Annotated in this window: 17 protein-coding genes and 1 pseudogene; 16 read left to right on the top strand and 2 right to left on the bottom strand. The window is 59.6% G+C overall.

Annotation, left to right across the window (positions count from 1 at the left end; genetic code table 11):
* Positions 1–111: 111 nt before the first annotated feature.
* Positions 112–2,577 (bottom strand): DEAD/DEAH box helicase, encoded by a 2,466-nt coding sequence (locus BT199_RS11990; RefSeq protein ID WP_072434543.1) that lies wholly within the window; start codon positions 2,575–2,577, stop codon positions 112–114.
* 1 nt (position 2,578) lies between these two features.
* Complete coding sequence (locus BT199_RS11985) at positions 2,579–3,379, bottom strand: Hachiman antiphage defense system protein HamA (protein ID WP_072434542.1); 801 nt, start codon at positions 3,377–3,379, stop codon at positions 2,579–2,581.
* A gap of 644 nt (positions 3,380–4,023) precedes the next feature.
* Here BT199_RS11985 and BT199_RS27460 point away from each other — a divergent pair.
* From BT199_RS27460 to BT199_RS11905, 16 genes and pseudogenes are all read left to right on the top strand, one after another.
* Positions 4,024–4,261: pseudogene (locus tag BT199_RS27460) on the top strand (integrase); the annotation flags it as partial.
* Between the two features lie 613 nt (positions 4,262–4,874).
* Complete coding sequence (locus BT199_RS11975) at positions 4,875–5,603, top strand: AraC family transcriptional regulator (RefSeq protein WP_019820103.1); 729 nt, start codon at positions 4,875–4,877, stop codon at positions 5,601–5,603.
* Between the two features lie 182 nt (positions 5,604–5,785).
* The gene (locus BT199_RS11970; RefSeq protein WP_072434674.1) at positions 5,786–6,850 is read left to right on the top strand and encodes an SDR family oxidoreductase; all 1,065 of its coding nucleotides are present in this window, start codon (positions 5,786–5,788) and stop codon (positions 6,848–6,850) included.
* Entirely contained in the window at positions 6,847–8,106 is a 1,260-nt protein-coding gene (locus BT199_RS11965; protein WP_072434541.1) for an aspartate aminotransferase family protein, read from the top strand. The genes BT199_RS11970 and BT199_RS11965 overlap by 4 nt, the downstream gene beginning before the upstream one ends.
* Positions 8,107–8,121: 15 nt before the next feature.
* Positions 8,122–8,565, top strand: coding sequence for a type II toxin-antitoxin system RatA family toxin (locus BT199_RS11960; protein WP_019820107.1), 444 nt, complete (start codon positions 8,122–8,124; stop codon positions 8,563–8,565).
* Positions 8,566–8,568: 3 nt separating this feature from the next.
* The gene (locus BT199_RS11955) at positions 8,569–9,711 is read left to right on the top strand and encodes an acyl-CoA dehydrogenase family protein (RefSeq protein WP_014718384.1); all 1,143 of its coding nucleotides are present in this window, start codon (positions 8,569–8,571) and stop codon (positions 9,709–9,711) included.
* Complete coding sequence (locus BT199_RS11950) at positions 9,708–10,535, top strand: SDR family NAD(P)-dependent oxidoreductase (protein ID WP_014718383.1); 828 nt, start codon at positions 9,708–9,710, stop codon at positions 10,533–10,535. The genes BT199_RS11955 and BT199_RS11950 overlap by 4 nt, the downstream gene beginning before the upstream one ends.
* Before the next feature lie 10 nt (positions 10,536–10,545).
* Positions 10,546–11,505, top strand: coding sequence for a fatty acid desaturase family protein (locus tag BT199_RS11945; protein ID WP_072434540.1), 960 nt, complete (start codon positions 10,546–10,548; stop codon positions 11,503–11,505).
* A gap of 46 nt (positions 11,506–11,551) precedes the next feature.
* The gene (locus BT199_RS11940) at positions 11,552–12,367 is read left to right on the top strand and encodes a DUF3050 domain-containing protein (protein ID WP_072434539.1); all 816 of its coding nucleotides are present in this window, start codon (positions 11,552–11,554) and stop codon (positions 12,365–12,367) included.
* A gap of 29 nt (positions 12,368–12,396) precedes the next feature.
* The gene (locus tag BT199_RS11935; protein ID WP_014718380.1) at positions 12,397–13,464 is read left to right on the top strand and encodes an HlyD family secretion protein; all 1,068 of its coding nucleotides are present in this window, start codon (positions 12,397–12,399) and stop codon (positions 13,462–13,464) included.
* The gene (locus tag BT199_RS11930; RefSeq protein WP_072434538.1) at positions 13,461–14,978 is read left to right on the top strand and encodes a DHA2 family efflux MFS transporter permease subunit; all 1,518 of its coding nucleotides are present in this window, start codon (positions 13,461–13,463) and stop codon (positions 14,976–14,978) included. Before BT199_RS11935 ends, BT199_RS11930 begins: the two co-directional genes overlap by 4 nt.
* Before the next feature lie 22 nt (positions 14,979–15,000).
* The gene (locus tag BT199_RS11925; protein WP_014718378.1) at positions 15,001–16,344 is read left to right on the top strand and encodes a TolC family outer membrane protein; all 1,344 of its coding nucleotides are present in this window, start codon (positions 15,001–15,003) and stop codon (positions 16,342–16,344) included.
* A gap of 87 nt (positions 16,345–16,431) precedes the next feature.
* On the top strand, positions 16,432–17,328 hold the full coding sequence (locus BT199_RS11920; RefSeq protein ID WP_072434537.1) for a LysR substrate-binding domain-containing protein: 897 nt from the start codon (positions 16,432–16,434) through the stop codon (positions 17,326–17,328).
* Positions 17,329–17,545: 217 nt separating this feature from the next.
* Positions 17,546–18,787, top strand: coding sequence for a multidrug efflux RND transporter periplasmic adaptor subunit MexE (gene mexE, locus BT199_RS11915; protein ID WP_019820113.1), 1,242 nt, complete (start codon positions 17,546–17,548; stop codon positions 18,785–18,787).
* 15 nt (positions 18,788–18,802) lie between these two features.
* Positions 18,803–21,982 (top strand): efflux RND transporter permease subunit, encoded by a 3,180-nt coding sequence (locus BT199_RS11910; protein ID WP_003191086.1) that lies wholly within the window; start codon positions 18,803–18,805, stop codon positions 21,980–21,982.
* Positions 21,979–23,394, top strand: coding sequence for an efflux transporter outer membrane subunit (locus BT199_RS11905; RefSeq protein ID WP_072434536.1), 1,416 nt, complete (start codon positions 21,979–21,981; stop codon positions 23,392–23,394). Before BT199_RS11910 ends, BT199_RS11905 begins: the two co-directional genes overlap by 4 nt.
* Positions 23,395–23,473 lie beyond the last annotated feature (79 nt).

Here is a 23,473-nt window from a genome sequence, read left to right as displayed (position 1 = left end):
GAACCTCTCGACACTTGTCCGCAATAATATTAGTCACATTGTAAAAAAGTTTATACCTATCAAAAACCTGCTCATGGACTTAACCATCTAGGCTCAGGCATGACTTATCAATCAGATGGGTTTGAGGTTCATCTTGGCTTCAAAAATCAGCAGATCGCTTTCCTCGTTGTTAATCATCATGTTGACTAGGCGAGGGCTCACTTCGATTTCGCCGCCGAGCATCGCACGCACAGTTTCTGGGTACCGTTCGAGCATCAGATCCGCGAGGCCATGGCTATAGCCATCACGGATGAGTTTGATTTTGGTGTCATCCGCAGTACCGTATTTGATGAGTTTGTAAAACCCTGGATCTAGGGCACCTACCCCATTTAGCACCTCGACGAACTTGAAAATCTTGTTGTCGAAGAAATCGTCCTCGTCCTTGAGACGGACGATTGCCAAGTTAATACGCTCGCCGTCGTCCTTTTGGGAGATTCTTACCCAGTTCTCATACTTGCTGTCGCGATATTTGGTATCACCCCATTTACCCACGAATACGTGATCGCTATGGCTTGTCTCGACCAGCTTTTTCCAATACATGAGCGTCTGTCGGATCGTTTGCTTGACGCTGAGCTTCTTCAGCTTCCAATCCAGGATCATGGCGTAGAAATTCCGGGCAGGCTCTTGCTTGAGACGCACCAGGTCGCTGTACTCTCGGCTGTTGTCGAAGTGATCGACGAACGATTTGGAGATCGCAAGCATCAGCCTGTCAACGGTGTTGATGACGCCGTTCGCCTCAATGCCTCGCCTGATCTTCCGTTCTATAGCCTCCTCCTCTGAAAACACGTCAATTTCATTCACACTGTTCGCGATGAGGAGCTTGCCCACCTGAGTTGTAACGTACCGACACTCTCGATCTTTAACCACGCCAGGATGCAGATTCTCAAGACGAGCCACGGCGTCGTCGTAGAGAACCGACACTTTCCCATCGATGATCTTGGTGGCTTCAAGCAGAACGTTGCTGACAGTGTCCTTGACCACTTTTGAGACGTTGACGGATTTATCGTAGAAAGTCTCAAGCGCTGCATTGTCGCGTGTATAGCCATTTACGCCCAACAGGTAAATGCTGGACTCCAGCTTTCTCAACGCAGACTTAGCGCCAGGCGCGAAGACCTCACTGAACCGGTTGACGCGTCCGACCAGGTTCTTGAATTGAGATGGCGTCAGCTTTTGCTTCCCTTTGAAAAAATCAAAGACGAAGAGTCGTTCGATCGGCAGGTTCACCCCTTCCAGAAGCGTGGAGTTGCAGACAAGAAACCTCATCTGCTTGGAGCTGCTGAACAGGCTCTCCAAGTAAAGACGGATGGTGTCAGGGATCGAACCATGGTGGTACATAACCCCTTTGCGCAAGCAGCCGATCAGTTTGTAGCGTCGGTCGAAAAGCTCTTCTAGCTCGGCACAGGCTGTCTGGATCAGCGGACAGTCTACGAGCGGCAGCACGGCTGCCAGTTCAACGGCAAATGACTCAATGCTTTTCTTCCTGTTGCCGTAAACGATGTTTTTGGACAGTGCTTCGCCTTTGATGAGCTCGAAGCAGTTTGCATACCTCCGATCGAACTCCATCCAGTCATTCAGGAAATGATCATAGAGCTTGAGCTTGGTCTGGCCCCTCCCTGCCCTAAAATCCTTGATGTAGAAGCGCTCAGACTTGATGTACTCGTCGATCCTGAATCCGCTCGGGATCATGTCTAGGAAGCGCACACGGACATTGAGTTCATCGCATAGGAAGGGAGTCAGGAACTTGAATGATGTTTCCGGATTACGAGCCCCCAGGATGCACAGCATGGCAGCCAGTAACTCACTTCTGCGGTCGCTCTGCAGCAGGTTGTGGGCCTCGTCGACGAAGACCATATCGAAGCTCAGCTCGGCGTTCTCATTCAAGAGCCTGTTGAGCCGCTCCTGGGTCAGGACAAATGCCCTGTTCTTTCGCTCAACCGAATACATCTCGGGGTGGGTCACCACCTTGCCCAACCCCTCAATGTCCGCGTAGATCAACCGCTTTTTCGTCTGGGCCAGCAAAGCCTTAGAGGGCACGAGGATCAAGATCCGCTGCCCTGGATTTTCCCTAACCGATTGGATGATGAGCTCAGATTTACCGTAACTGGTCGGAGCAACCACGACTGACGACTTACTGTACTCCGACTGAACAAATGTCCGCAGGGCATCCTGTTGCTCAGTCAGCACGATGCCTTGATCACGGAAGGTATCGATGTAGCTGCCCACGATGTTTCGGATGAACGACTCGCTGCGGTGATCATCCTCGGAAAAGTAGCTGCTGATTACTGCTGAGACAGGGTGCAGGCCACTGTTGAGTGCTACATCGTACAGCGCCTGGTACTGACCCGAAGCGTTACCGTAAAATAGGATAATGCGGTAGCCGAGACGCCGAATTTCGAGGGTCTTGTGGTTAAGGAGCAGCACGGCGATAGCCAAAAGTTTCACAATCTCTGTATTACCCAGTTCGTCTCCCTTGAGGAGTTGGAAATACAGATCCTTGAACTTGGTGTTGCCCAGTTTCCTGATAGTTAGCTCTTCCATGCTACTGCTCCGCCTCCTGCCTCAAGAACTCTTCCAGCTTTTCCATGGTGCCTTTGTGGAGGGACAGCACCCACACCGTTTTGAACACAGCTTCAGCTACCAGCTTGGTGGTGAAATTTGACACGGTATTTTCGGCGATAGCCTGGGACACTTCGCTGAACAGGGCAGAGACCAGAAACACATTGTTGTCCGAAGCGCTCGCCCCGTCCTCTTCAGCCAAATCACCTTCCATCTCCAAGATCTCAATAACCGAGTCCCGGTAATTAGCTTTGTTGTGGATCGCATTTTTCGCTGCATTGATCGCGTTGAGCCAGTGATTGAGCTCCGGCTCAGCCAAACGCCTCTTGAGGTCATCCCGAGCCAAACGCAATTGCGCACTTGTGGCCGAGCAAGACGTCTTGGCCGCCCCTCTGCCGCCCGACTTAACCTCGGTGATCCAGACGTTGTTGGTTGAGGTCTCGTATAGGAGGAGATCGAAGCCCTTCCTGATACTTTTCTCTTCCATATTGAAGAACGGTGAGACCACATCGAAGTCGGGGAAGAGCTTCAGAATGATGACGTGAGACAGGAGCTCACCTAGCATACCAATCCGGATTTCCCAAGGTTTCTTGGAATAACGCTCGTTCCAGAAGTGCTTAATTGTCGCTGGGTATTTGTAGATCGCCCTGTCCTTGCTGGCCTGATCAGCACCATGGCATATACGGGTGAGGTTTTCCCTCAGCGCGAGCTTAAGCTCATCAGAAAAATTCTCGACACAACACAGGGCATACTGGTCTACCTGCTTGAAGCTCACGCCATCCATAACACTTCCTACAAACACTAAACCGCAGAATCCTCTTGCGGTTGCTGCGCGCGATCAATGATCCCGCCCTGATTAAGAGGGTAGGCACCAGCTGAGCAGTTGTGCGCGCGAGTGAGATCTAGTCAGGGATGACCGATAGCGGCACTGTGCCAGCGTTACCGCAAGTTAGCGTGATTGACGGGGCCGGTAAACAACATCGGAGACAATTTTTGGTGAAAATCGTCGGAGTTTACGTAACAGCTGTATAAATATCCAATTGTTCTTAGGTCGGTCAGCGTCGGACTGAAAGATACGCAGCACTGTAGACAGCCCCATCCAACGCCGCTGGTCAGTCCCGACTGAGAGGTAGGCAGTATGCGCCCCTCCCCCGCACTTATGAACTACTGAAAGCCATCTGAATCCATCTGGCTCCTGCGGGGAATCGCCACTCGCGAACCTGATGCACTGGGGGCAAAATTGGGGGCACATTTGAATTTTTTCCGCCTGAAAATACGGTCCTAGAGCCCAGTCAAAATGTTTTTCGGGGATCCGGATAGCCTGTAATGGGATTCCACTAAATCCCATAAAACCTTTTCATAACAATACGTTAGTGGTTGTTTCAGTCCATCGTCGTCTGTCTAAATCCAACGGTTGCGCAGTCAGTAGGCAAAGGCTGGGTGTTCGTCTCTCCGGTCTATCCGGGACGTCCCATAAACCCGACCTCTATGCTCAAGTCTTTTCAGCGCATCTGGCCGGAGTACAACATGACGGCCCATGGCTTTCGTGCCCTACAGGACCATTGCACACGAGCATTTGGGTATAGATCCTATCGTGCTTGAACTGTCTTTATCCCACCGAATGCCGGGTGCGCTCGGGGCAGTGTACGCACGGGCTCAATTGCTCTTGACGGTGTACTTGTTTATTACGGGGTTCAAACACGAAAAGAAGAACGGTGGATACCGGCTATACCCACCACCAGCCCCCACACGTCAGGGCAATGACCGCGCCCACTCCCAGCAGCCACCAGAACAGGGTGCGCTTACGCACTTGTGCACCCGCAGGTACGCATTCAGGAGGGCCCTCAGGGGGCGGTTAAATTGGCACAATCACCACGGGCAAGTTGTCTCGGTTGAAGGGCTCTATACCGGCAAGCCCCATGCAGCGAAAGCCAACGTGGAGGAAATCGTAATCAGCAGGTCGAAGCAGGCTCCGACAGCCCGTGAGGGTGAAGAAAAACAAAAGAAGGCAGGCCTGGTTTTAACATGGCGTCCGTGCGTCCTTGCGGGAAAAACAGGCATTATGCCAGCGATTGATCCCATGCCCAATTCACAGCTCCCCCAGGTCAAAGCGTTTTTGCAGAGCAAAGCGGGCTCCTTTGGCGACCCGATAGCCTCTAAGCGTCGAAAGTCAGGCATGCGTGCGGCGTTATGTCGGTAACCCACGCTTGAATCCAGACCCGCGCAGGCCTACCCTGCACGCGTCGAACAATCACCCAACACGTCAAGGAAGACTTCAAATGTGGGATGGCAGCGTTACTTTTGGCGACTCATGGGCCGGTTACATTGGCCGTGCGGATCAAAACACTGCTCACTCCCATGTCGCCATCCAACTGTGCATCGGCGTAGGCCAACCCGCCACCCTGGAGCTGCCGGGAAAAGTGATCCGTGCGGCAGGCGTGATCATCGGTCCCAACGTCGAACACCGTGCCGTGGCCGAAAGTCATCCGGTGGCATTTTTGTATGTCAGCCCGGACACGGCGTTGGGCCGTGCGCTCAATGCGTTGCTGCAAGACGATGGCATCGCCCTGGCCAGTGACGAACTGCTGGAGTGTTTTCGCCGTAGCACGTCCCTGTCGCACTTTGTCGACGCCCTCTCGCGGCTGCTGGCAATTACCCCGCCGATCGACCACAGGCTCTACAAAGCGCTGAATATTTTGCGCCTTGACCGCGACGGCCCTGGTTGCGTCAGTCGCGCAGCCCAAGCGGTGGGGTTGTCCAGCCCGCGCTTGCGCTGCGTCGCCACCCACCAGATGGGTGTTTCCCTCTCCCAATGGATCATCTGGAACAAATTGGAGCGCGCCTCCAAATCCCTCGCCGGTGGGTCGACGTTGTCGGACGCCGCTGCCGACGGCGGCTTCTCCGACCAGGCGCATCTGGCTCGCATGATGCGCCGCATGATTGGCATGACGCCGCGCACCGCCGCCGAGGTTTTGCGTAAGACAAGCGTTTCGTTCAAGACGCGCTGATATCAAAACGCCAATATCAATCGCATCTTATTCGCGACCACGTTAAGCGCTGAGCACCGGCTCCCAGAGCACCTCAGCGCCACCGAAAGTGAATAGAAGAGTGTTCGCCCGGGGCACCTGTGCCTGCGATTCGGCGAAACGCACCATGAATTCTTTCGATGAATCCGCAGGATGCGCCCTACATGTCAGCACAGCAAAAATTAACCGTCCTTCTCACTGGAGGCTCAGGGGTGCTCGGTGAGTCACTGATCGACTGCCTGGCAGAGGACTTTCACTTGGTCTGCCTGGCGCGCAAAAGCCGTATCCGCGATCCCCGAGTGGAAGTGCTCAAGGGTGATATTTGCAGCGCTGACCTGGGCTTGGCCAGCGACGTTTATGCGGCGCTGGTTGAGCGTGTCGACTGGGTGATCCACGCCGCGGCGGTGACGCGCCTGGACGGTGATATCGACCAGATTTTTTCGGTTAACTACCTCGGCACCGAAAACGTCGTGGCCTTTGTGCAGCAAGCCAAGGTGCCGCTGTATCACATCAGCACCGCCTTTACTCACCCCTGCGACTATTACGAAGGCGTACAAGCAGAAACGCCTTACGAAGTCGCCAAGCGCCAGGCCGAAACCCTGGTGCGCTCGGCCGGCATCGACGTGTCGATCTTTCGTCCGTCCATCATCATCGGCGACGCCAGCACCGGGCATATGCCCAACTTCCAGGGTTTCCATATGACCATGGGGCTGATGATGTCTGGCGTGCTGCCCATCGTGCCCTGCCCGCCTGCTGGCTATGTCGACCTGATCGCCCGTGACGTCGCGGCGCGAGCGATCGCCAACGCGCTGCACCAGCGTTTGATCGGCGACGACTATTTTCTCACCAGCGGCCCACAGGCCCTGGATCTGACGGGTCTGCTGGACCTGATGTGCCAGTCCATGGACACCCAGAAACAACCCTTCACACGGCCACGCTGCATGGCGCCGGACATTTATGAACGGTTGATCCGCCCGGTATTTCTACCGGCGCTGAGCGGCAATATCCAGGCCGCCCTGACCCGTGCCACCCAGTTGTGCCGCTATGCCTGCCTGCGCACGCCACTGCCCACTTCATTGCCGCAGTTACTCGGCGAGCCGGCATTCAGCCAACGCGATGTCAGCCGTGAGTTGCTGCTCTCGCTCAACCACCTGGCGCCCAAGCTGGGGGCTCTGACGCGCATGCTCAAGCAGCCGGTGACAACGCCCACAGAAGCGAGCGTGGCATGAACCACACTGTTATCGAACCTACTCTCGACGCCGCACAGGTCGACCAATACCTGCGCCAGCACGTCAACTCAGGCTACGCACGCCTCGCGTCGCTGATGAACCTGCCAATCGAGCAGTCCAGCCGTGGCGTCTACATCTACGACGAGCAAGGCCGCCAATACTTGGATGCAGGCGGCTATGGCGTGTTTTTCCTCGGGCACGGCCACCCGGTCGTCGTGGAAGCGGTTACTCGGCAACTGCAGCAAAACGCTTTGGCCAGCAAGTTGTTGCTCAACCCGCAACAGGCCTTTGCTGCCCACGCTCTGGCCGCACTGTGCCCGGGTGACCTGGACTATGTGTTTTTTTGCAACTCGGGCGCCGAGGCCACCGAAGCCGGCTTGAAACTCGCCCGCCTCAACGGTTGCCGCCGCACGCTGTCGACGCTCGGAGGCTTCCACGGCAAGACCCTCGGCGCCCTCGCGGTCACTGGCCGCGAGAGCTACCGAGAGCCTTTCAGCGGGTTGCTCAGCAACAGCGAGTTCGTGCCGTTTGGCGACAGCGTCGCGCTGGAGCAGCAACTGCGCGCATCGCCGGACAAGGCCTGTGTGATCCTCGAACCGATCCAGGCCGAAGCGGGGGTGATCCTGCCCCCATCCGGCTACCTCAGGCGCGTACGCGAACTGTGCGATCAATATGGCGCCGTGCTGATTATCGACGAAATCCAGTCTGGCCTGGGCCGCACCGGCTATTGGTGGGGCTGCGATCAGGAACAGGTGGTGCCCGACATCATGCTGGTGGGTAAAAGCCTGTCCGGCGGCTGCGTACCGGTGAGCGCCATGGTGGCCCGCGCCGAGATCTATGCGCCGTTCAATCGCAACCCTACGGTCCATACCTCGACCTTCGGCGCCAACCCGCTGGCCATGGCGGCTGTGCAGGCCACGTTGCAAGTGATGGTGCAAGAAGACCTGGTCACGCGTGCCCGGCTGCTCGGCCAGGACCTGCACGCCCGCTTCAGCGCGCTGTTGCAGCAACAGGGCTTGGCCGAACGCGTGCAACTGCGCAGCGCGGGCTTGCTGCTGGGCTTTGAATTCGCCGAGGCCTCAATCGCCGCCAACATGGTCATGGCGCTGATCGAGCGACGCATCATTGTGTGCCACTCGCTCAATGATCATCGGGTGCTAAGGCTCACGCCGTCGCCACTGCTGACGGCCCAGGATTGCAACTGGCTGATCGAAGGCTTCGCCCAGGCGCTGACCACTTCGATGCCATCCCTTTAAATGGAGTTTTCCCCCATGCAAGAAGTCAACGTGCAGGCCCATATCCCCCATGCCTGCGCTGATGAAGTATTTGCGGTGATCAGCGATTTCAGCAACTACGTCGAGCTCTGCGAATCGGTGCGCAATATCAGCATCAACAAGGTCAGCGACCAGGTGTCGTTCACGTCCTGGGAGGTCAACTTCCACAGCGGCATTCTCAAGTGGCAGGAGCGTGACACCTTCAATGCCGACACCCGAGAGATTCATTTCGAGCAGATGGCCGGCGACGTCGATCACTTCTCCGGCACCTGGCACGTCTTGCCGGATGGCAAAGACGCGATCATCACCTTTAAATCACGCTTCGACCTGGGCCTGCCGATGCTCGCGGACATGCTCGACCCTGTGGCTAAACAAGCTATCCGGGACAACATCCACTCGATCATCACCGGCCTGTTTCCGGCGAGCTACTTGAAGGCCTGAACCATGTCACTGTCGTTACTCAATCGCTCACGCGATTTGCTTGAACGCTACGCCCCGGGTTTTGACGAGCGTTTGGCGGCCATTCCGAGTGCCCAGCGCGAAGCGCCACAGAGCGAGGTCATCGCCCTGTTCAAGCAACATGGCCCGGTAGGTTTGCTGGTCAACCGTGAAGCCGGCGGGCTGGGCGCGAACATCCTTGACGCGGTGCATGTGCAGATCGCCCTGGGCGCCCGCTCGCCCTCGCTGGCGGTGGCCAGCACCATGCACCAGTTTTCCGTGGCGAGCCTATTGGCACTCACGCAAAACGGCGGCGGCGCCGAAGGCCTGTTGCTGGCCGCCGTCGCGCAAAACCGCTTGCTGCTGTCTTCGGGGTTTGCCGAGGGCACCTCCGGAGCGGGGATTCTCGACTCGGCCATGCAGGCAGTGCACACCCCAGACGGGGTGTTACTCAGCGGCAGCAAGAAGCCCTGCTGCCTTGGGCAGTCGATGGACTTGCTCACCGCCAGCTATATCCGCCAAACCCCTGGTGGCGAAGAGCTGATGGTCGCATTGATTCCGGCCACTGCAGCGGGCATCAGCCGTAATCCTTTCTGGCAGAACAGCGCCCTGGCCGGCGCAGAAAGCATCGAAGTACGCCTCAACGAAGTGCTGGTGCCCGAGCGCATGGTGTTTTCCGCCGGTTACACGCACCAACTGGGCGACGTGCAAACCGTGGGTTTCATCTGGTTCGAACTGTTGATCTGCGCATCTTATGTGGGTGCCTGCGCCAGCCTGATCGAGTCGGTCACAGACGCCGCTCGCTGGACCGCGCATCACCGCGTGGACCTGGCAGCCGACCTGCAATTGGCGATCAGTGCCCTGGAAGGCGCGGCCCTGGATATCGAGCGCAACCCGCAGGACTTGCCTAACGTGTTGGCCCGTCTGCTGCTGGTGCGTTATGGCATTGAGCAACGGCTTGCCCAGCTCTCCGACCAGGCCCACGCCATGTTGGGCGGGATGGCGTTCATCACCAGCAACCTGAGTTCCAACGGACTGATGGCCTGCCGCGGCTTGCAATTTCATCCACCGGCCAGGATCTCGATGGCGACCAACCTTGACACCTACCTGTCCGCATCAACCTTCAGCATGACCGGAGCGCACTCATGAACCTGCTCGGAAAAACCATTGTTATCACCGGTACCGCGCGCGGCCTGGGTTTCGCCGCGGCCAGCAAGCTCAAGCGACTGGGCGCCACCGTGATTGGCCTCGATATCCTCGCACCGCAAGACAGCGGCCTGCTGGACGCGTTTTATCAAGTCGACCTGTGTGACCGCCACGCCGTGGCCAACGTGATCAGCGCTATCAGCACCGATTTCGGCGACATCGACATTCTGGTCAATAACGCCGGCACCCTGACACTGGAACGCGGCGAAACCGGGGTCACCGATGAGGTGACCCGCGCAGTGGACGTCAACCTGTTCGCGCCTTGGCAACTGACTTCGGGGTTCCTGCCGGGGCTACTGCGAAAGCGCGGCAAAGTGGTCAACGTGTCCTCATTGTTCGCGCTGGTGAATGCGCCCTACGTGGCCGCCTATGCTGCGAGCAAACGGGCGCTGAGCGCTTATTCGGATGTGCTGCGCATGCAGTATCGCGGGGAGCTTGACGTGGTCACGGTGTACCCGGGGTTCATCGACACGGCGATCCACTTGCCCGCGCAGCGTGTGGGCCTGTCGGTCAAACGCCTGGTGACCTTCAAGTGGGGTGACAAGACCCTGCTGTCCCTGGAAGAAAAACTGGATGCCGCCGCGAACGGCCTGGTGCGCGCCTGCCAGAAAAATGGCCTGCGCAACCGGGGGCTGACGTTCATGGGCACGCTGGCCATGTACACCGCGCGCAGCGTGCCGAGCGTGGTCGATGCCTTTATCGCCATGCGCCTGCGTACGCTCACGCGTGGCGGTCATCTGGTGCTCAACCCTGAACTGATCGAGTAAGCCCTCGCCAATGGCCAGCCATCTGCACCCCAAGCCCCAGGTCCGCCTCGACCGTGCCTTGTTCAAGGCTCGGTCGGGGGAATCCTTGCTGATCATCGCCTACGCCTTGAGCCTGTACCTGCTGCCACTCGCGCTGTTTGTGTGGGTGGCCAACACAGCCTCCACCCTGTGGACGCTGGTGTGTTTGCCATTGGTGGTATTGGCGGGATATGGGTTATTTCTGCAAGCGATCCTTGGGCATGAAGGCTTCCACTTCAACCTGAGCGGGAACCCCATGCGCAGTTGCTACCTGGGCATTGCTACCAGTTCGCTGCTGCCGGGGTTCTGTGTGACCGGTTACTTCGTCGACCATTGGCAACACCACCGGTACAGCAACAGCGCGAAAGACCCAGACTACCAGCTCTTTTCGCGTTATCACACACTGGCGAGCCGCATCACCCTGTCGCGCTTGATTGCCACCCTGCGTTATCTGCAGACCACCTGGCGCCTGGCGTTCGGGCCATTGGTCAATCCTTCGGCGCTGCCGTTGAGTTCGGCGCAAGTGCAATGGCTGGCCCGCTGCAATATCGCCTGCCAGGTTGTATGGCTCAGCCTGTATGGGCTGGCTATCTGGCTAGTCGACGGCCTGTTGTTGGGGTTTTCCTTGAGCCTGGCGGTGGCGTTCCTGCTGTCGGCGGTCAACGCTTATCAGGAACATGCTTTCGACACAGGCCATCTGTTGCCGCCAGCGCGTTCACGCACTTCGCGTCTCAACACCTGGCTGCACGCGGGCTCGAACTTTCACCTGGAACATCATTTTTACCCCGCGGTGCCTTGCTGGCGACTGCCCAAGGTACACCGTCAACTGCTGGAAGCGGGATGGTACGAAAGCCGGCAATACCTGCTGGAAAAGCACTTTGTGCGCTCCTTCCGGTACGCCACCGGTCGCCATCCTTATCGTACAAACACGGTAAACGACACACACCCTTAATTTCCGATGGATTTTGGGCCTGACCCTTCAGGCCGCAGGAGCACGCATGCCTTTTGATATCGACAGCCACATTGAAACCGAGCGCGAACAGCTGTTCAGTCACCCACTGTTCGGCAGTATCCGCAGCGTAGAAGATGTACGCACCCTGATGGAGTTTCACGTGTTCGCCGTCTGGGACTTCATGACCTTGCTCAAGCGTATCCAGCGCGACCTCACGTGCGTGGAGTTGCCCTGGGTACCGCCGGTCCACATCACCGCCGCGCGCCTGATCAACGAAATCGTGGTGGGTGAAGAGACCGACGAGCACCCCGAGGGCGGTTTTATCAGCCACCTGGACCTGTACCTCGCCGCCATGGATGAAATCGGCGCCGACAGCAGCGTATTCCGCCGCTTCCTGGCCGCCATCCAGGCCAAGGTGCCTCTGGCTAAGGCGCTCAACGACGCGCAGATTCCGACGGCCGCCAAAGTGTTCATGTGCCAGACCCTCGATGTTGCACAACACGGCAGCACCGAAGCGGTCCTGGCGTACTTCTTCTTCGGGCGTGAAGACATTATCCCCGACATGTTTGGTCGCCTGCTGTCGCAATGGTCGGTCAGTGAAAGCGATGTACCGATGCTCACGTATTACTTGAAGCGCCACATCGAGATGGATGGTGACGATCACGGCCCGGCGGCCAAACGCATCATCGCCGAAATCGTCACCAGCCCCGCGCAACACCTGCACATGGTCGAGAGTGCGAAAACCGCAATCAGCTCACGGATTGACCTGTGGAATGGCGTGCATCAGTTCCTGCTGGACAAGGCTCAGCCGACGGTGAGCCGTCCTGCACGGGAGGTCCACACCGTTTCTGAGCCTGCTTGACCTCAACGCGCATCGACAGGGAGTACCACATGACCAAAGGCAAGTTGATAAAACTGACGCTGTGCGGCGTCGTGGTCGGCGGGTTGCTGATACTGGGCTGGCAGCGCTGGCAGTATTCCAGCACCTACGTGAGTACCGACAACGCCGAGCTCGACGGGGTGATCATCCCGGTACGAGCCAAGCTTTCGGGCGTGGTGATCAGTGTGCCGGTGGTGGACAACGTCAGGGTACAAAGCGGCGACCTGCTGTTTCAGATCCGCGACAGCGAGTACCGCTATCAGTTGCAGCAGCGCGAAGCACAGTGGCAAGCATTGCTCGCCGCCGCCGGGCGCGCAGGCGTGCCGGGCGCGCTGGACAGTCAGGTGCTCGGCGCGGTGGCCATGCGCGAGGCCGCGCAGGCGGCCCTGGCTCAAGCAAGCGCCAACCTTGAGCAAGCGCGCAACGACTACCAGCGTGCCCGTCGCCTCGGCGCCCAAGGCGTGCTGAGCACCCAGGACCTGGAAGTGGCCAAGGCGCGTTTCGACGCCCTCAGCCACGCCCAGGGAGTGGCGCGCAGCAACGCCCAGGCCGCCGCTCAAAGTACCTTGGCCAACAAAGCCGAACTCAAGGTGCAGGACTATCGGATCGCGGCCGCGCAAGCGGAGCTGGAACAATCCAGGATCCAGCTCAACGACACCCGCCAGACCGCGCCGATGCGCAGCATTGTCTCGAAAAAAGAGGTGGAACCCGGCCAGTTTGTGGTCGCTGGCCAAAAGCTCATGAGCCTGATCGCCACCGACGCACTGTGGATTACCGCCAACTTCAAGGAGACCCAGGTGGGCCGCGTGCGCGTGGGCCAGACTGCCCGCGTCACCGTGGACGCCTTCCCCGGGCACGCCTTCGACGGCGTCGTCGAAAGCCTGGCACCGGCTACCGGAGCCAAGTTCTCATTGCTGCCCCAGGAGAATGCCACGGGCAACTTCACCAAGGTGGTGCAGCGCGTGCAGGTGCGCATCGCGCTCCACGATGTGCCGGATGACTACAAGCCGCTGTTGAGCCCGGGCATGAGCGCGTTTGTCGAAGTGGCCGCACCTGACGACGCCGGCCACACGCTATGAAGTCGCCTTATCTGATTGCGCTGACCGTCACGCTGGTGTCGATGATGGAGCTGCTCGATGTCACCATCGTCAACGTAGCGATTCCCAGCCTGATGGGCACCTACGGGGCGTCGGTGGATGAAATCTCCTGGGTCTCCACCGGTTATGTGGTGGCCAACGTGGTGATTCTGCCGGTCAGTGGCTGGCTGTCGGCGTGGTTCGGCCGGCGGACTTATTACCTGGTCTCTACCGCGCTGTTCGTGCTGGCATCGTTGGGTTGCGCGATGTCTGCCGAACTTTGGCAACTGGTCGCGTTCCGGGTGCTGCAAGGCCTGGCGGGCGGCGGGTTGCTGGGGATTTCCCAGGCAATCATCTACGACGTGTTCCCCAAGGAAAAGGTCAGCAGCGGCATGGCGCTTTACGGCGTGGGCGTGATGATGGGGCCCACCTTGGGTCCGACCGTCGGCGGCTACCTGATCGACACGTTGTCGTGGCATTGGATCTTCCTGATCAACTTGCCGATCGGTGCCGTGGCCTTGTTGTTGTGCTGGCTGTGCATCAACGACTCGCCCAACGAACAAAAACCTTCCAGTGTCGACTACAGCGGCTTTTGTTTGCTGGCGCTGGGCGTGGGCAGCCTGCAGATCCTGCTGGAGCGCGGCGAGCACTGGGACTGGATGGCGTCCGACTGGACCGTGGCCTGCCTGTTGCTCAGCAGCTTCAGCCTGGTGGGTTTCTTCTGGTGGGAGCGGCGTGTGGCCAACCCGATCGTCAACGTCGCGCTGTTCCAGAACCGCGAGTTCCTGATGGGGTGCATCTGCGCGTTCTGCGTGGGCTTCGGGCTGTACAGCACGTTGTTCATGGTGCCGCTGTTCTTGCAGACCCTGCTGGCGCAGAGCGCTTACCAGAGCGGGTTGGTGATTTTCCCCGGGGCGGTGGCCAGCGCCATCAGCACCTTGGTGATCGGCAAGCTGTCCCAGGAAAACAAGATCGACGAGCGTGTGTTCGTCACCCTGGGCATTGTCATGTACTGCTATGCGATGTTCCTGCACACCCAGTTCACTCTCGACAGTAACCCCGACTCGCTGTACTGGCCCTTGGTGATCCGCGGCCTGGGGCTGGGCATGATCTTCGTGCCGCTGACCAACCTGGCGATGCGTCGCCTGCCGCTGACATTGATCTCCGGCGCCTCAGGCGTACTCAACCTGATGCGCCAGTTGGGGGGCAGCGTGGGCATCGCCATCGCAGCCACCTTGCTCACACGGTTCTCCTGGGAACGCTACCGCCTGCTCTCCGAGCATGTCACCGAATCGAGCCTGGTGGCCAGTGGCTGGGGAGGTGTGGAAAGCGACCCGTTGTTTCTTTCCCTGGGCTTGGCGAGCCATCAACAAGCCCTGGCCCTGATGCCTTACCTGCAAGCGCGCGAACAAGGGCAAATGCTGGCGTTCAGCATGCTGTTCGGCACCTTGGGAGCGGTGATGGCCATCGGGATTCCCATGGTGCTGATGATGCGCAGAAGCCACATCAGTCGATAAATCTTTCAGTGGAGCACACCCCTTGCGTATTCCAGGCCTGCATCTGAACACCACCCCGCTGCTCATGCCGCTGTATTGGCTGGCACTCGCCTGCGCGCCCACTCAGGTGTTGGCAGATGACTTGTACCAGCTGTACCAGAAGGCGTTGACCCACGACATGCAGTTCGCCGCCGCCCAGGCCCAGCAATTGGCCACGGCAGAAAAGGAACCGCAAAGCCGTGCCAACCTGCTACCGGACCTGTCTGTCACCGGCGGCGCGGCCTGGGTCGATGCCGAGGATTCCTCCGACTATCATCGCAATCGCAATAACACCAACGCCTACGCCGTGGTCCTCACACAGCCGCTGCTGCGTTGGCAGAATGTGATCGCACACGACCAAAGCAAACTGTTGATCAGCGCCAGTGAACTGCACACCGAACAGGCGCGCCAAGCGCTGATGCTGCGCGTCGCCCGCGCTTATTTCGACGTACTGCTCAATCAGGAACTGTTGAACACCCGCACGCAACAGCTACAAACCTTGCGCGAGAGCCAGACGCGCAGCCAGCGACTGCTGGCCGACGGCGCCACCACCGCTAATGCGCTCGCCCAGGTGCAGGCCAAGTACGACCAGGCATTCGCCGAACAGGTGGCCGCCCGTGGCGCACTGGACATTGCCAACGAAACGCTCACCCAATTAACTGCCGCACAGGCAGGCCCGTGGTCAGGCAAAGAGCCACAGTTCAGTGCCCCGGTGCCCGCTGCCATCGATGATTGGGCCACGACCGCGCAACAAGGCAACCTTGCCGTACAGGCGGCGCAGATTGCCCAGCGCCTGGCCGAAATGGACATCGACAAGGAACGGGCCGGCCATTTGCCGACCCTGGATCTGATCGCCGCCCATGGCCGCTTCGCCTCTGTCGGCGGTGATGTCTACGATGTGACGTTGCCGGAAAACCGCTATAACCAGACCGTGGTCGGGGTCAAACTGAGCGTTCCTCTCTACAGCGGCGGCCGCACCAGCAGTCGCGTGCGCGAAGCCCATGCACTGCAAAGCAAGGCGGCGGACGAAGTCGAAGATGCACGTCGCAACGCCGGGCTGAAGGCGCGCCAGGCTTACCTGCAAGTCACCAACGGCATGAGCCAATACCAGGCACTCAAGCAGGCCTTGAACTCTAGCCAGATCAACCTTGCCGCCGTGACCCACGGCTTCGAAGCCGGTTCCCGCATCAACACCGACGTGCTGGATGCCCAACAAAAAGTCACCGATACCCAGCAACGCCTGGCCCAACAACGTTATGCGATCCTGATGGCCCAGTTGCACCTGTTGGCATCCACCGGCAACCTGAGCGACGCGCGCCTGCGGGATATCAGTCATACGCTGAACTGACGCATTGATCAGTAGTGCGCTGACATTCGCTCAACGTGAGGGCTGATTTGGATTAAGCTTGGGCATCTCAAAAATGGAACACTGCCCATGTTCGACCTCAACGAACTCTTCCTCTACGCCAAGGTGGTCGAGCACGGCGGGTTTGCGGCGGCGGGTCGAGCGTTGAACCTGCCCAAATCGACCTTGAGCCGCAGGGTCAGCCAGCTTGAAGCCAGGCTGGGGGCACGGCTGATACAGCGTTCGACGCGCCAATTCCAGGTGAGCGATATCGGCCATGCCTATTACCGCCATTGCGTGGCGATGATTGCCGAAGCCGAGTCAGCGGAAGATGTGATTGCCTTCAACAAATCAGAGCCGCGGGGCGTGATCCGCCTGAGCTGCACCACCGCATTGCTCAACTACTGGGTGGCGCCGATGCTCGCCCAATTCATGGCGCAATGCGCCAGCGTCGAACTGAACGTGAAGAGCTTCAACCGCAAGGTCGACATCATCAGCGAAGGCTATGACATGGCCTTGAACCTGTGTTTCCCACCGCTGGAAAGCAGTGAGCTGGTCATGAAGGTACTGGCTAAAAGTCCTCAGGTACTGGTGGCGAGCGCGACTTTTTTGCAGGACGCTCCCCTGCCCTCGCTACCGGCTGACCTTGCCGGGCTGGCGACTATCCATTGGGGCAACCCGTTGCTTCAATACCTGTGGGACCTGACCGGGCCGGACGGCGCGACGGCCCAGGTCGCGCACACGCCGCGCCTGGTCAGTGATGACATGTCGACCCTGAAAAATGCAGCACTGGCGGGCGTGGGCATCGCCAACCTGCCCCAAGTCGTCGTGAAAGACGAGTTGGCCGATGGCCGCCTGATTGCCGTATTGCCTGAATGGCAACCCGCTGAAGGCGTGATCACCGCCGTGTTCCCCTCTAGGCGCGGGCTGATGCCGTCGGTGCGGTCCTTGATCGACTTTCTGGGCGATGCGTTCGAGGCGCCGTGATGCGCCCACGCGTTGCTGCGAAAGTTCCTTGCACCCTGGGCAACAGTCTTTTGTCATCAATCACATTGATAGCTCCCTAACAAAACCCCCATGCTAGAGGGCTGCCTCCGCGCTTATATCATTCCGAATGATAGTTACCTTTGCTTCATTCGATTCGTGACCTAGCACCTCCCCGCGCATGATCCGCCCATCTCAAATACATTGGCGGATGCACCTCATGGAACAGTCACTCAAACTTTTGCGCTTCCCCTTGGCGATCTTGGCCGTGGTGGTGATGAGCGCGTGCGGCAAGTCTCCCGAACAAGCGGCCGCCATGCCCCCAGCCAAGGTCAGCGTGGCCAAGGTGCTGGAACAGCCGGTCAACGAGTGGGACGAGTTCACCGGGCGCCTTGAAGCGCCGGAAACCGTGCAGATTCGTCCGCGGGTGTCCGGCCAGATTGACCAAGTCGCTTTTACTGAAGGCGCTTTGGTCAAGAAAGGCGACCTGCTGTTCCAGATCGACCCGCGCCCGTTCCAGGCCGAAGTGCGCCGCCTGGAGGCTCAACTGGCTCAGACCAAAGCCGCCGCCACCCGCAGCGAAAACGAAGCGCAACGTGGCGAACGCCTGCGTCAGAGCAACGCGATCTCCGCTGAACTGGCCGACTCGCGCACCACCGCCGCCCAGGAAGCCCGCGCCGCCATGGCCGGGATCCAGGCGCAGTTGGACCTGGCACGCCTGAACTTGAGCTTTACCCGTGTCACTTCGCCTATCAGTGGCCGCGTCAGCCGTGCCGAAATCACCGCCGGCAACCTGGTGACCGCCGATACCACCGCGCTGACCAGCGTGGTCTCCACCGACAAGGTTTACGCCTACTTCGACGCCGATGAGCGTGTATTCCTCAAGTACACCGAACTGGCCCGTGAAGGCCGGCGTGGCGCCACCACACCGGTGTACCTGGGCCTGTCCAACGAAACCGGCAACCCGCACCTGGGCCAGATGAACTTCGTCGACAACCAGGTCAACCCGGCCACCGGCACCATCCGTGGCCGCGCGGTGTTCGACAACAGCAAGGGCGAATACACCCCTGGCCTGTATGCGCGTTTGAAGCTGGTCGGCAGCGGCACCTATTCGGCGGTGTTGATCAATGACGAAGCCGTCGGCACCGACCTGGGCAAGAAATTCGTGCTGGTGATGGACGGCGACAAGCCGGCTTATCGCGCGGTGGAACTGGGGCCGAAAATCGAAGGCTTGCGCATCGTGCGCAGCGGCCTGACCAAGGATGACACCGTGATCGTCAAGGGCCTGCAACGCGTGCGCCCTGGCTCGCCGGTCGCACCGGAAACCATTCCGATGGCCAGCAAGGAAACCCTCGCCGCCTTGGCCCAACAACGACAAGCGCTTGAAGCCAGCAACCTGGAGCAAGTGGCGCCGGAAAAACCCGCGCCCAAGCTCGCAAGCGTCGCGACTCCACGCGGTTAAGGGATACGACTCAAGATGAATTTTTCCAAGTTCTTCATTTCACGGCCGATCTTCGCAGCGGTGCTGTCGCTGTTGATCCTGATTGCCGGTGCAATCTCGCTGTTCCAACTGCCGATCAGCGAATACCCGGAAGTGGTACCGCCGACCGTGGTGGTGCGCGCCAACTTCCCGGGCGCCAACCCCAAAGTCATCGGTGAAACCGTGGCCGCGCCGTTGGAGCAAGCCATCACTGGCGTTGAGAACATGCTGTACATGTCCTCGCAATCTACCGCCGACGGCAAGCTGACCCTGACCATCACCTTCGCCCTGGGCACCGACCTGGACAACGCGCAGGTGCAGGTGCAAAACCGTGTGACGCGTACCCAGCCCAAGCTGCCGGAGGAAGTGACACGCATCGGTATTACCGTGGACAAGGCCTCCCCCGACCTGACCATGGTGGTGCACTTGACCTCCCCGGATCAGCGTTATGACATGCTGTACCTGTCCAACTACGCGATCCTCAATATCAAGGATGAACTGGCCCGCCTGGGCGGCGTCGGTGACGTGCAGTTGTTCGGCATGGGCGACTACTCCCTGCGCGTGTGGCTGGACCCGAACAAAACCGCTTCGCGCAACCTGACCGCCACCGATGTGGTCACGGCGATCCGCGAGCAGAACCGCCAGGTGGCAGCCGGTGCCCTGGGCGCCCAGCCTGCGCCGAGTGACACCAGCTTCCAGTTGTCGGTCAATACCCAGGGCCGCCTGGTCACTGAAGAAGAGTTCGAGAACATCGTGATTCGCGCCGGCGCCAACGGTGAAATCACGCGCCTCAAGGACATCGCCAGGGTCGAACTGGGCTCCAGCCAATACGCGCTGCGCTCGCTGATCGATAACCAGCCGGCCGTTGCGATTCCGATTTTCCAGCGTCCCGGCTCCAATGCCATCGACATCTCCAACGATGTGCGCAGCAAGATGGCCGAGCTGAAAAAGAGCTTTCCGGCGGGCATGGATTATCGCATCGCCTATGACCCGACCATCTTTGTACGCGGCTCCATCGAAGCGGTGGTGCATACCCTGTTTGAAGCACTGATCCTTGTGGTGCTGGTGGTGATCCTGTTCCTGCAGACCTGGCGCGCCTCGATCATCCCGTTGGTGGCGGTGCCGGTTTCATTGATCGGTACCTTTGCGGTGATGCACCTGTTCGGGTTCTCACTCAATGCCCTGTCATTGTTTGGCCTGGTGCTGGCGATCGGTATTGTGGTGGACGACGCCATCGTGGTGGTGGAAAACGTCGAGCGTAATATCGAGTTGGGGCTTGAGCCGTTCCCGGCGACCGAAAAAGCCATGAGTGAAGTGACCGGCCCCATCATCGCCACGGCGCTGGTGCTGTGTGCGGTGTTCATTCCGGCCGCCTTTATCAGTGGCTTGACCGGGCAGTTCTACAAGCAGTTCGCCTTGACCATCGCGATCTCAACCGTGATCTCGGCGTTCAACTCCCTGACCCTGTCCCCTGCCCTGGCCGCTGTGCTGCTGCGCGGCCACGACGCGCCAAAGGACCGTTTCTCCAAGTTCCTCGACAAGGTCTTCGGGGGCTGGCTGTTCCGTCCCTTCAACCGCTTTTTCGAAAAGGCCAGCCATGGCTACGTAGGCACCGTACGCCGAGTGATTCGCGGCAGCGGTATTGCCTTGTTCGTCTACGCAGGTTTGATGGTGCTGACGTTCTTCGGGTTTGCCCACACGCCGACCGGTTTCGTACCGGCCCAGGACAAGCAATACCTGGTGGCCTTCGCTCAACTGCCCGACGCCGCAAGCCTGGACCGCACCGAAAACGTGATGAAGCGCATGTCGGAGATCGCCCTGAAACAACCTGGCGTGGAAGCTGCAATTGCCTTCCCGGGCCTGTCGATCAACGGGTTCACCAACAGCCCGAACAGCGGCATCGTGTTCGTGACCTTGAAGCCGTTCGATGAGCGTAAAGACCCGAGCATGTCCGCCGGTGCGATTGCCGGTGCACTGAACGGCCAATATGCCAATATCGAAGAGGCCTACATGGCGATCTTCCCGCCGCCGCCGGTACAAGGCCTGGGCACCATCGGGGGCTTCCGCCTGCAGATCGAAGACCGTGGCAACCTCGGCTATGACGAGCTGTACAAAGAAGTGCAGAACGTAATTGCCAAGAGTCACAGCGTGCCTGAACTGTTCGGCCTGTTCACCAGCTACACGGTGAACGTGCCGCAAGTGGACGCGGCCATCGACCGCGAAAAGGCCAAGACTCACGGCGTGGCGATCAGCGACATCTTCGACACCCTGCAGGTCTACCTGGGTTCGTTGTATGCCAACGACTTCAACCGTTTCGGGCGTACCTATCAGGTCAACGTGCAGGCCGAGCAGCAGTTCCGCCAGGACTCCGACCAGATCGGCCAATTGAAAGTGCGCAATAACAGAGGCGAGATGATCCCGCTGGCGACCTTTATCAAGGTCAGCGACACCTCGGGCCCGGACCGTGTGATGCACTACAACGGCTTCATCACCGCAGAAATCAACGGCAACGCCGCGCCGGGCTACAGCTCTGGCCAGGCCCAGGCCGCGATTGAAAAGCTGCTCAAAGATGAACTGCCCAACGGCATGACCTACGAGTGGACCGACCTGACCTATCAGCAAATCCTCTCGGGCAATACCGCGCTGTTCGTATTCCCGCTCTGCGTACTGCTGGCGTTCCTGGTGCTCGCCGCCCAATACGAAAGCTGGAGCCTGCCGCTGGCGGTGATCCTGATCGTACCGATGACACTGCTGTCGGCCATTACCGGGGTGATCATCTCGGGCGGCGACAACAACATCTTCACCCAGATCGGCCTGATCGTACTGGTGGGCCTGGCGTGCAAGAACGCGATTCTGATCGTCGAGTTCGCCAAGGATAAACAGCAGGAAGGCCTCGACCCGCTCGCCGCAGTACTGGAAGCCTGCCGCCTGCGTCTGCGGCCGATCCTGATGACCTCGTTCGCGTTCATCATGGGTGTGGTGCCGTTGGTGCTCTCCAGCGGTGCCGGCGCCGAGATGCGCCATGCCATGGGCGTGGCGGTGTTCTCCGGGATGATCGGTGTGACCTTCTTCGGTCTGTTGCTGACACCAGTGTTCTACGTACTGATCCGTCGCTATGTCGAGCGCAGTGAAGCGCGCAAAGCGGCCAAGGCCTTGAAGCTGGAGACACAGCAATGAGTGTGAAAGTATTCCTGCCGAGCCTGTTGGTGCTGGCGCTCGCCGCCTGTGCCGTAGGCCCGGACTACAAGACCCAGCCACTGGAGGCGGCCAATATCACGGCCGCCGCCGACAGCAAAAGCTACGACCATGCCAAGTACGAAGGCATCTGGTGGCAGCAGTTCGAAGACCCCACGCTCAACCAGCTGGTAACCCAGTCGCTGAGCGGCAACCGTGATTTGCGCGTAGCCTTTGCCCGCCTGCGGGCGGCACGGGCTATCCGTGATGACGCGGCCAACGACATCATGCCGGTGGTCACCTCTCGCGCCAGCAGCGATGTGGGCAAGGGCCAGATTCCCGGGCAGACCACCAAGCGTGTCAACAGCGAGCGCTACGACCTGGGCCTGGACATGGCCTGGGAAGTGGATTTGTTCGGGCGCATCCGCCGCAACCTGGAAGCCAGCGACGCCGACCAACAGGTGGCCGAAGCCGACCTGTACCAACTGCAAGTCACCATGATTGCCGAACTGGTGGATGCCTACGGTCAACTGCGTGGAGCGCAACTGCGTGAACGCATTGCCCTGGACAACCTGAAGAACCAGCAGGAATCGCGCACCATCACCGTCAGCCTGCGTGATGCCGGCGTCGGTGATCAGCTCGACGTGGAACGTGCCGACGCGCGCCTGGCAGCAGTTGAAGCCAGCGTGCCGCAACTGCAGGCCGAACAAGTGCGCGAGCGCAACCGCATCGCCACCCTCCTCGGCCAGCGCCCCGACAAACTGAGCGTGGACCTGAGCCCGAAAGACCTGCCAGCGATTGCCAAGGCGTTGCCGATTGGCGACCCGGGGCAACTGCTGCAACGACGCCCGGACATCCTCAGCGCCGAACGCAAACTGGCCGCCGCCACCGCACGTATCGGCGTGGCCAAGGCCGACCTGTTCCCACGGGTGAGCCTCAGCGGTTTCCTCGGCTTCACCGCCGGGCGCGGTTCGCAGATCGGCTCCGCCGCGGCGAATGCCTGGTCCCTGGGCCCGAGCATCACGTGGGCCGCGTTTGACCTGGGCAGCGTGCGTGCGCGTCTGCGTGGCGCGAATGCCGAAGCCGAGGGCGCGTTGGCGACCTATGAACAGCAAGTGTTGCTGGCATTGGAAGAGTCCGAGAACGCCTTCAGCGATTACGGCAAGCGCCAGCAACGCCTGGTCTCGCTGATCCGCCAAAGCGAATCCAGCCGCGCCGCCGCCGACCTCGCGGCGATCCGCTACCGCGAAGGTACCGTGGACTTCCTGGTACTGCTCGACGCCCAGCGCGAACGCCTGGCCGCCGAAGATTCCCAGGCCCAGGCCGAAGTGGATCTGTATCGCGGCATCGTGGCGATCTACAAGGCCTTGGGTGGTGGCTGGCAGCCGGATACGGTGGTCGCCAGCAACCAGTGAGGTAAAGAGCTCCTTTGGTTGGTCGCATCCAGCCAATTTTTAGCCCTGCGGTCCATTCGGTCGCGGGGCTTTTTTTCGT

This window comes from Pseudomonas sp. NFR02, from assembly GCF_900119375.1.
Classification (GTDB): Bacteria; Pseudomonadota; Gammaproteobacteria; order Pseudomonadales; family Pseudomonadaceae; genus Aquipseudomonas; species Aquipseudomonas paracarnis.
This window is presented reverse-complemented; position numbering and strand designations above follow the sequence as displayed.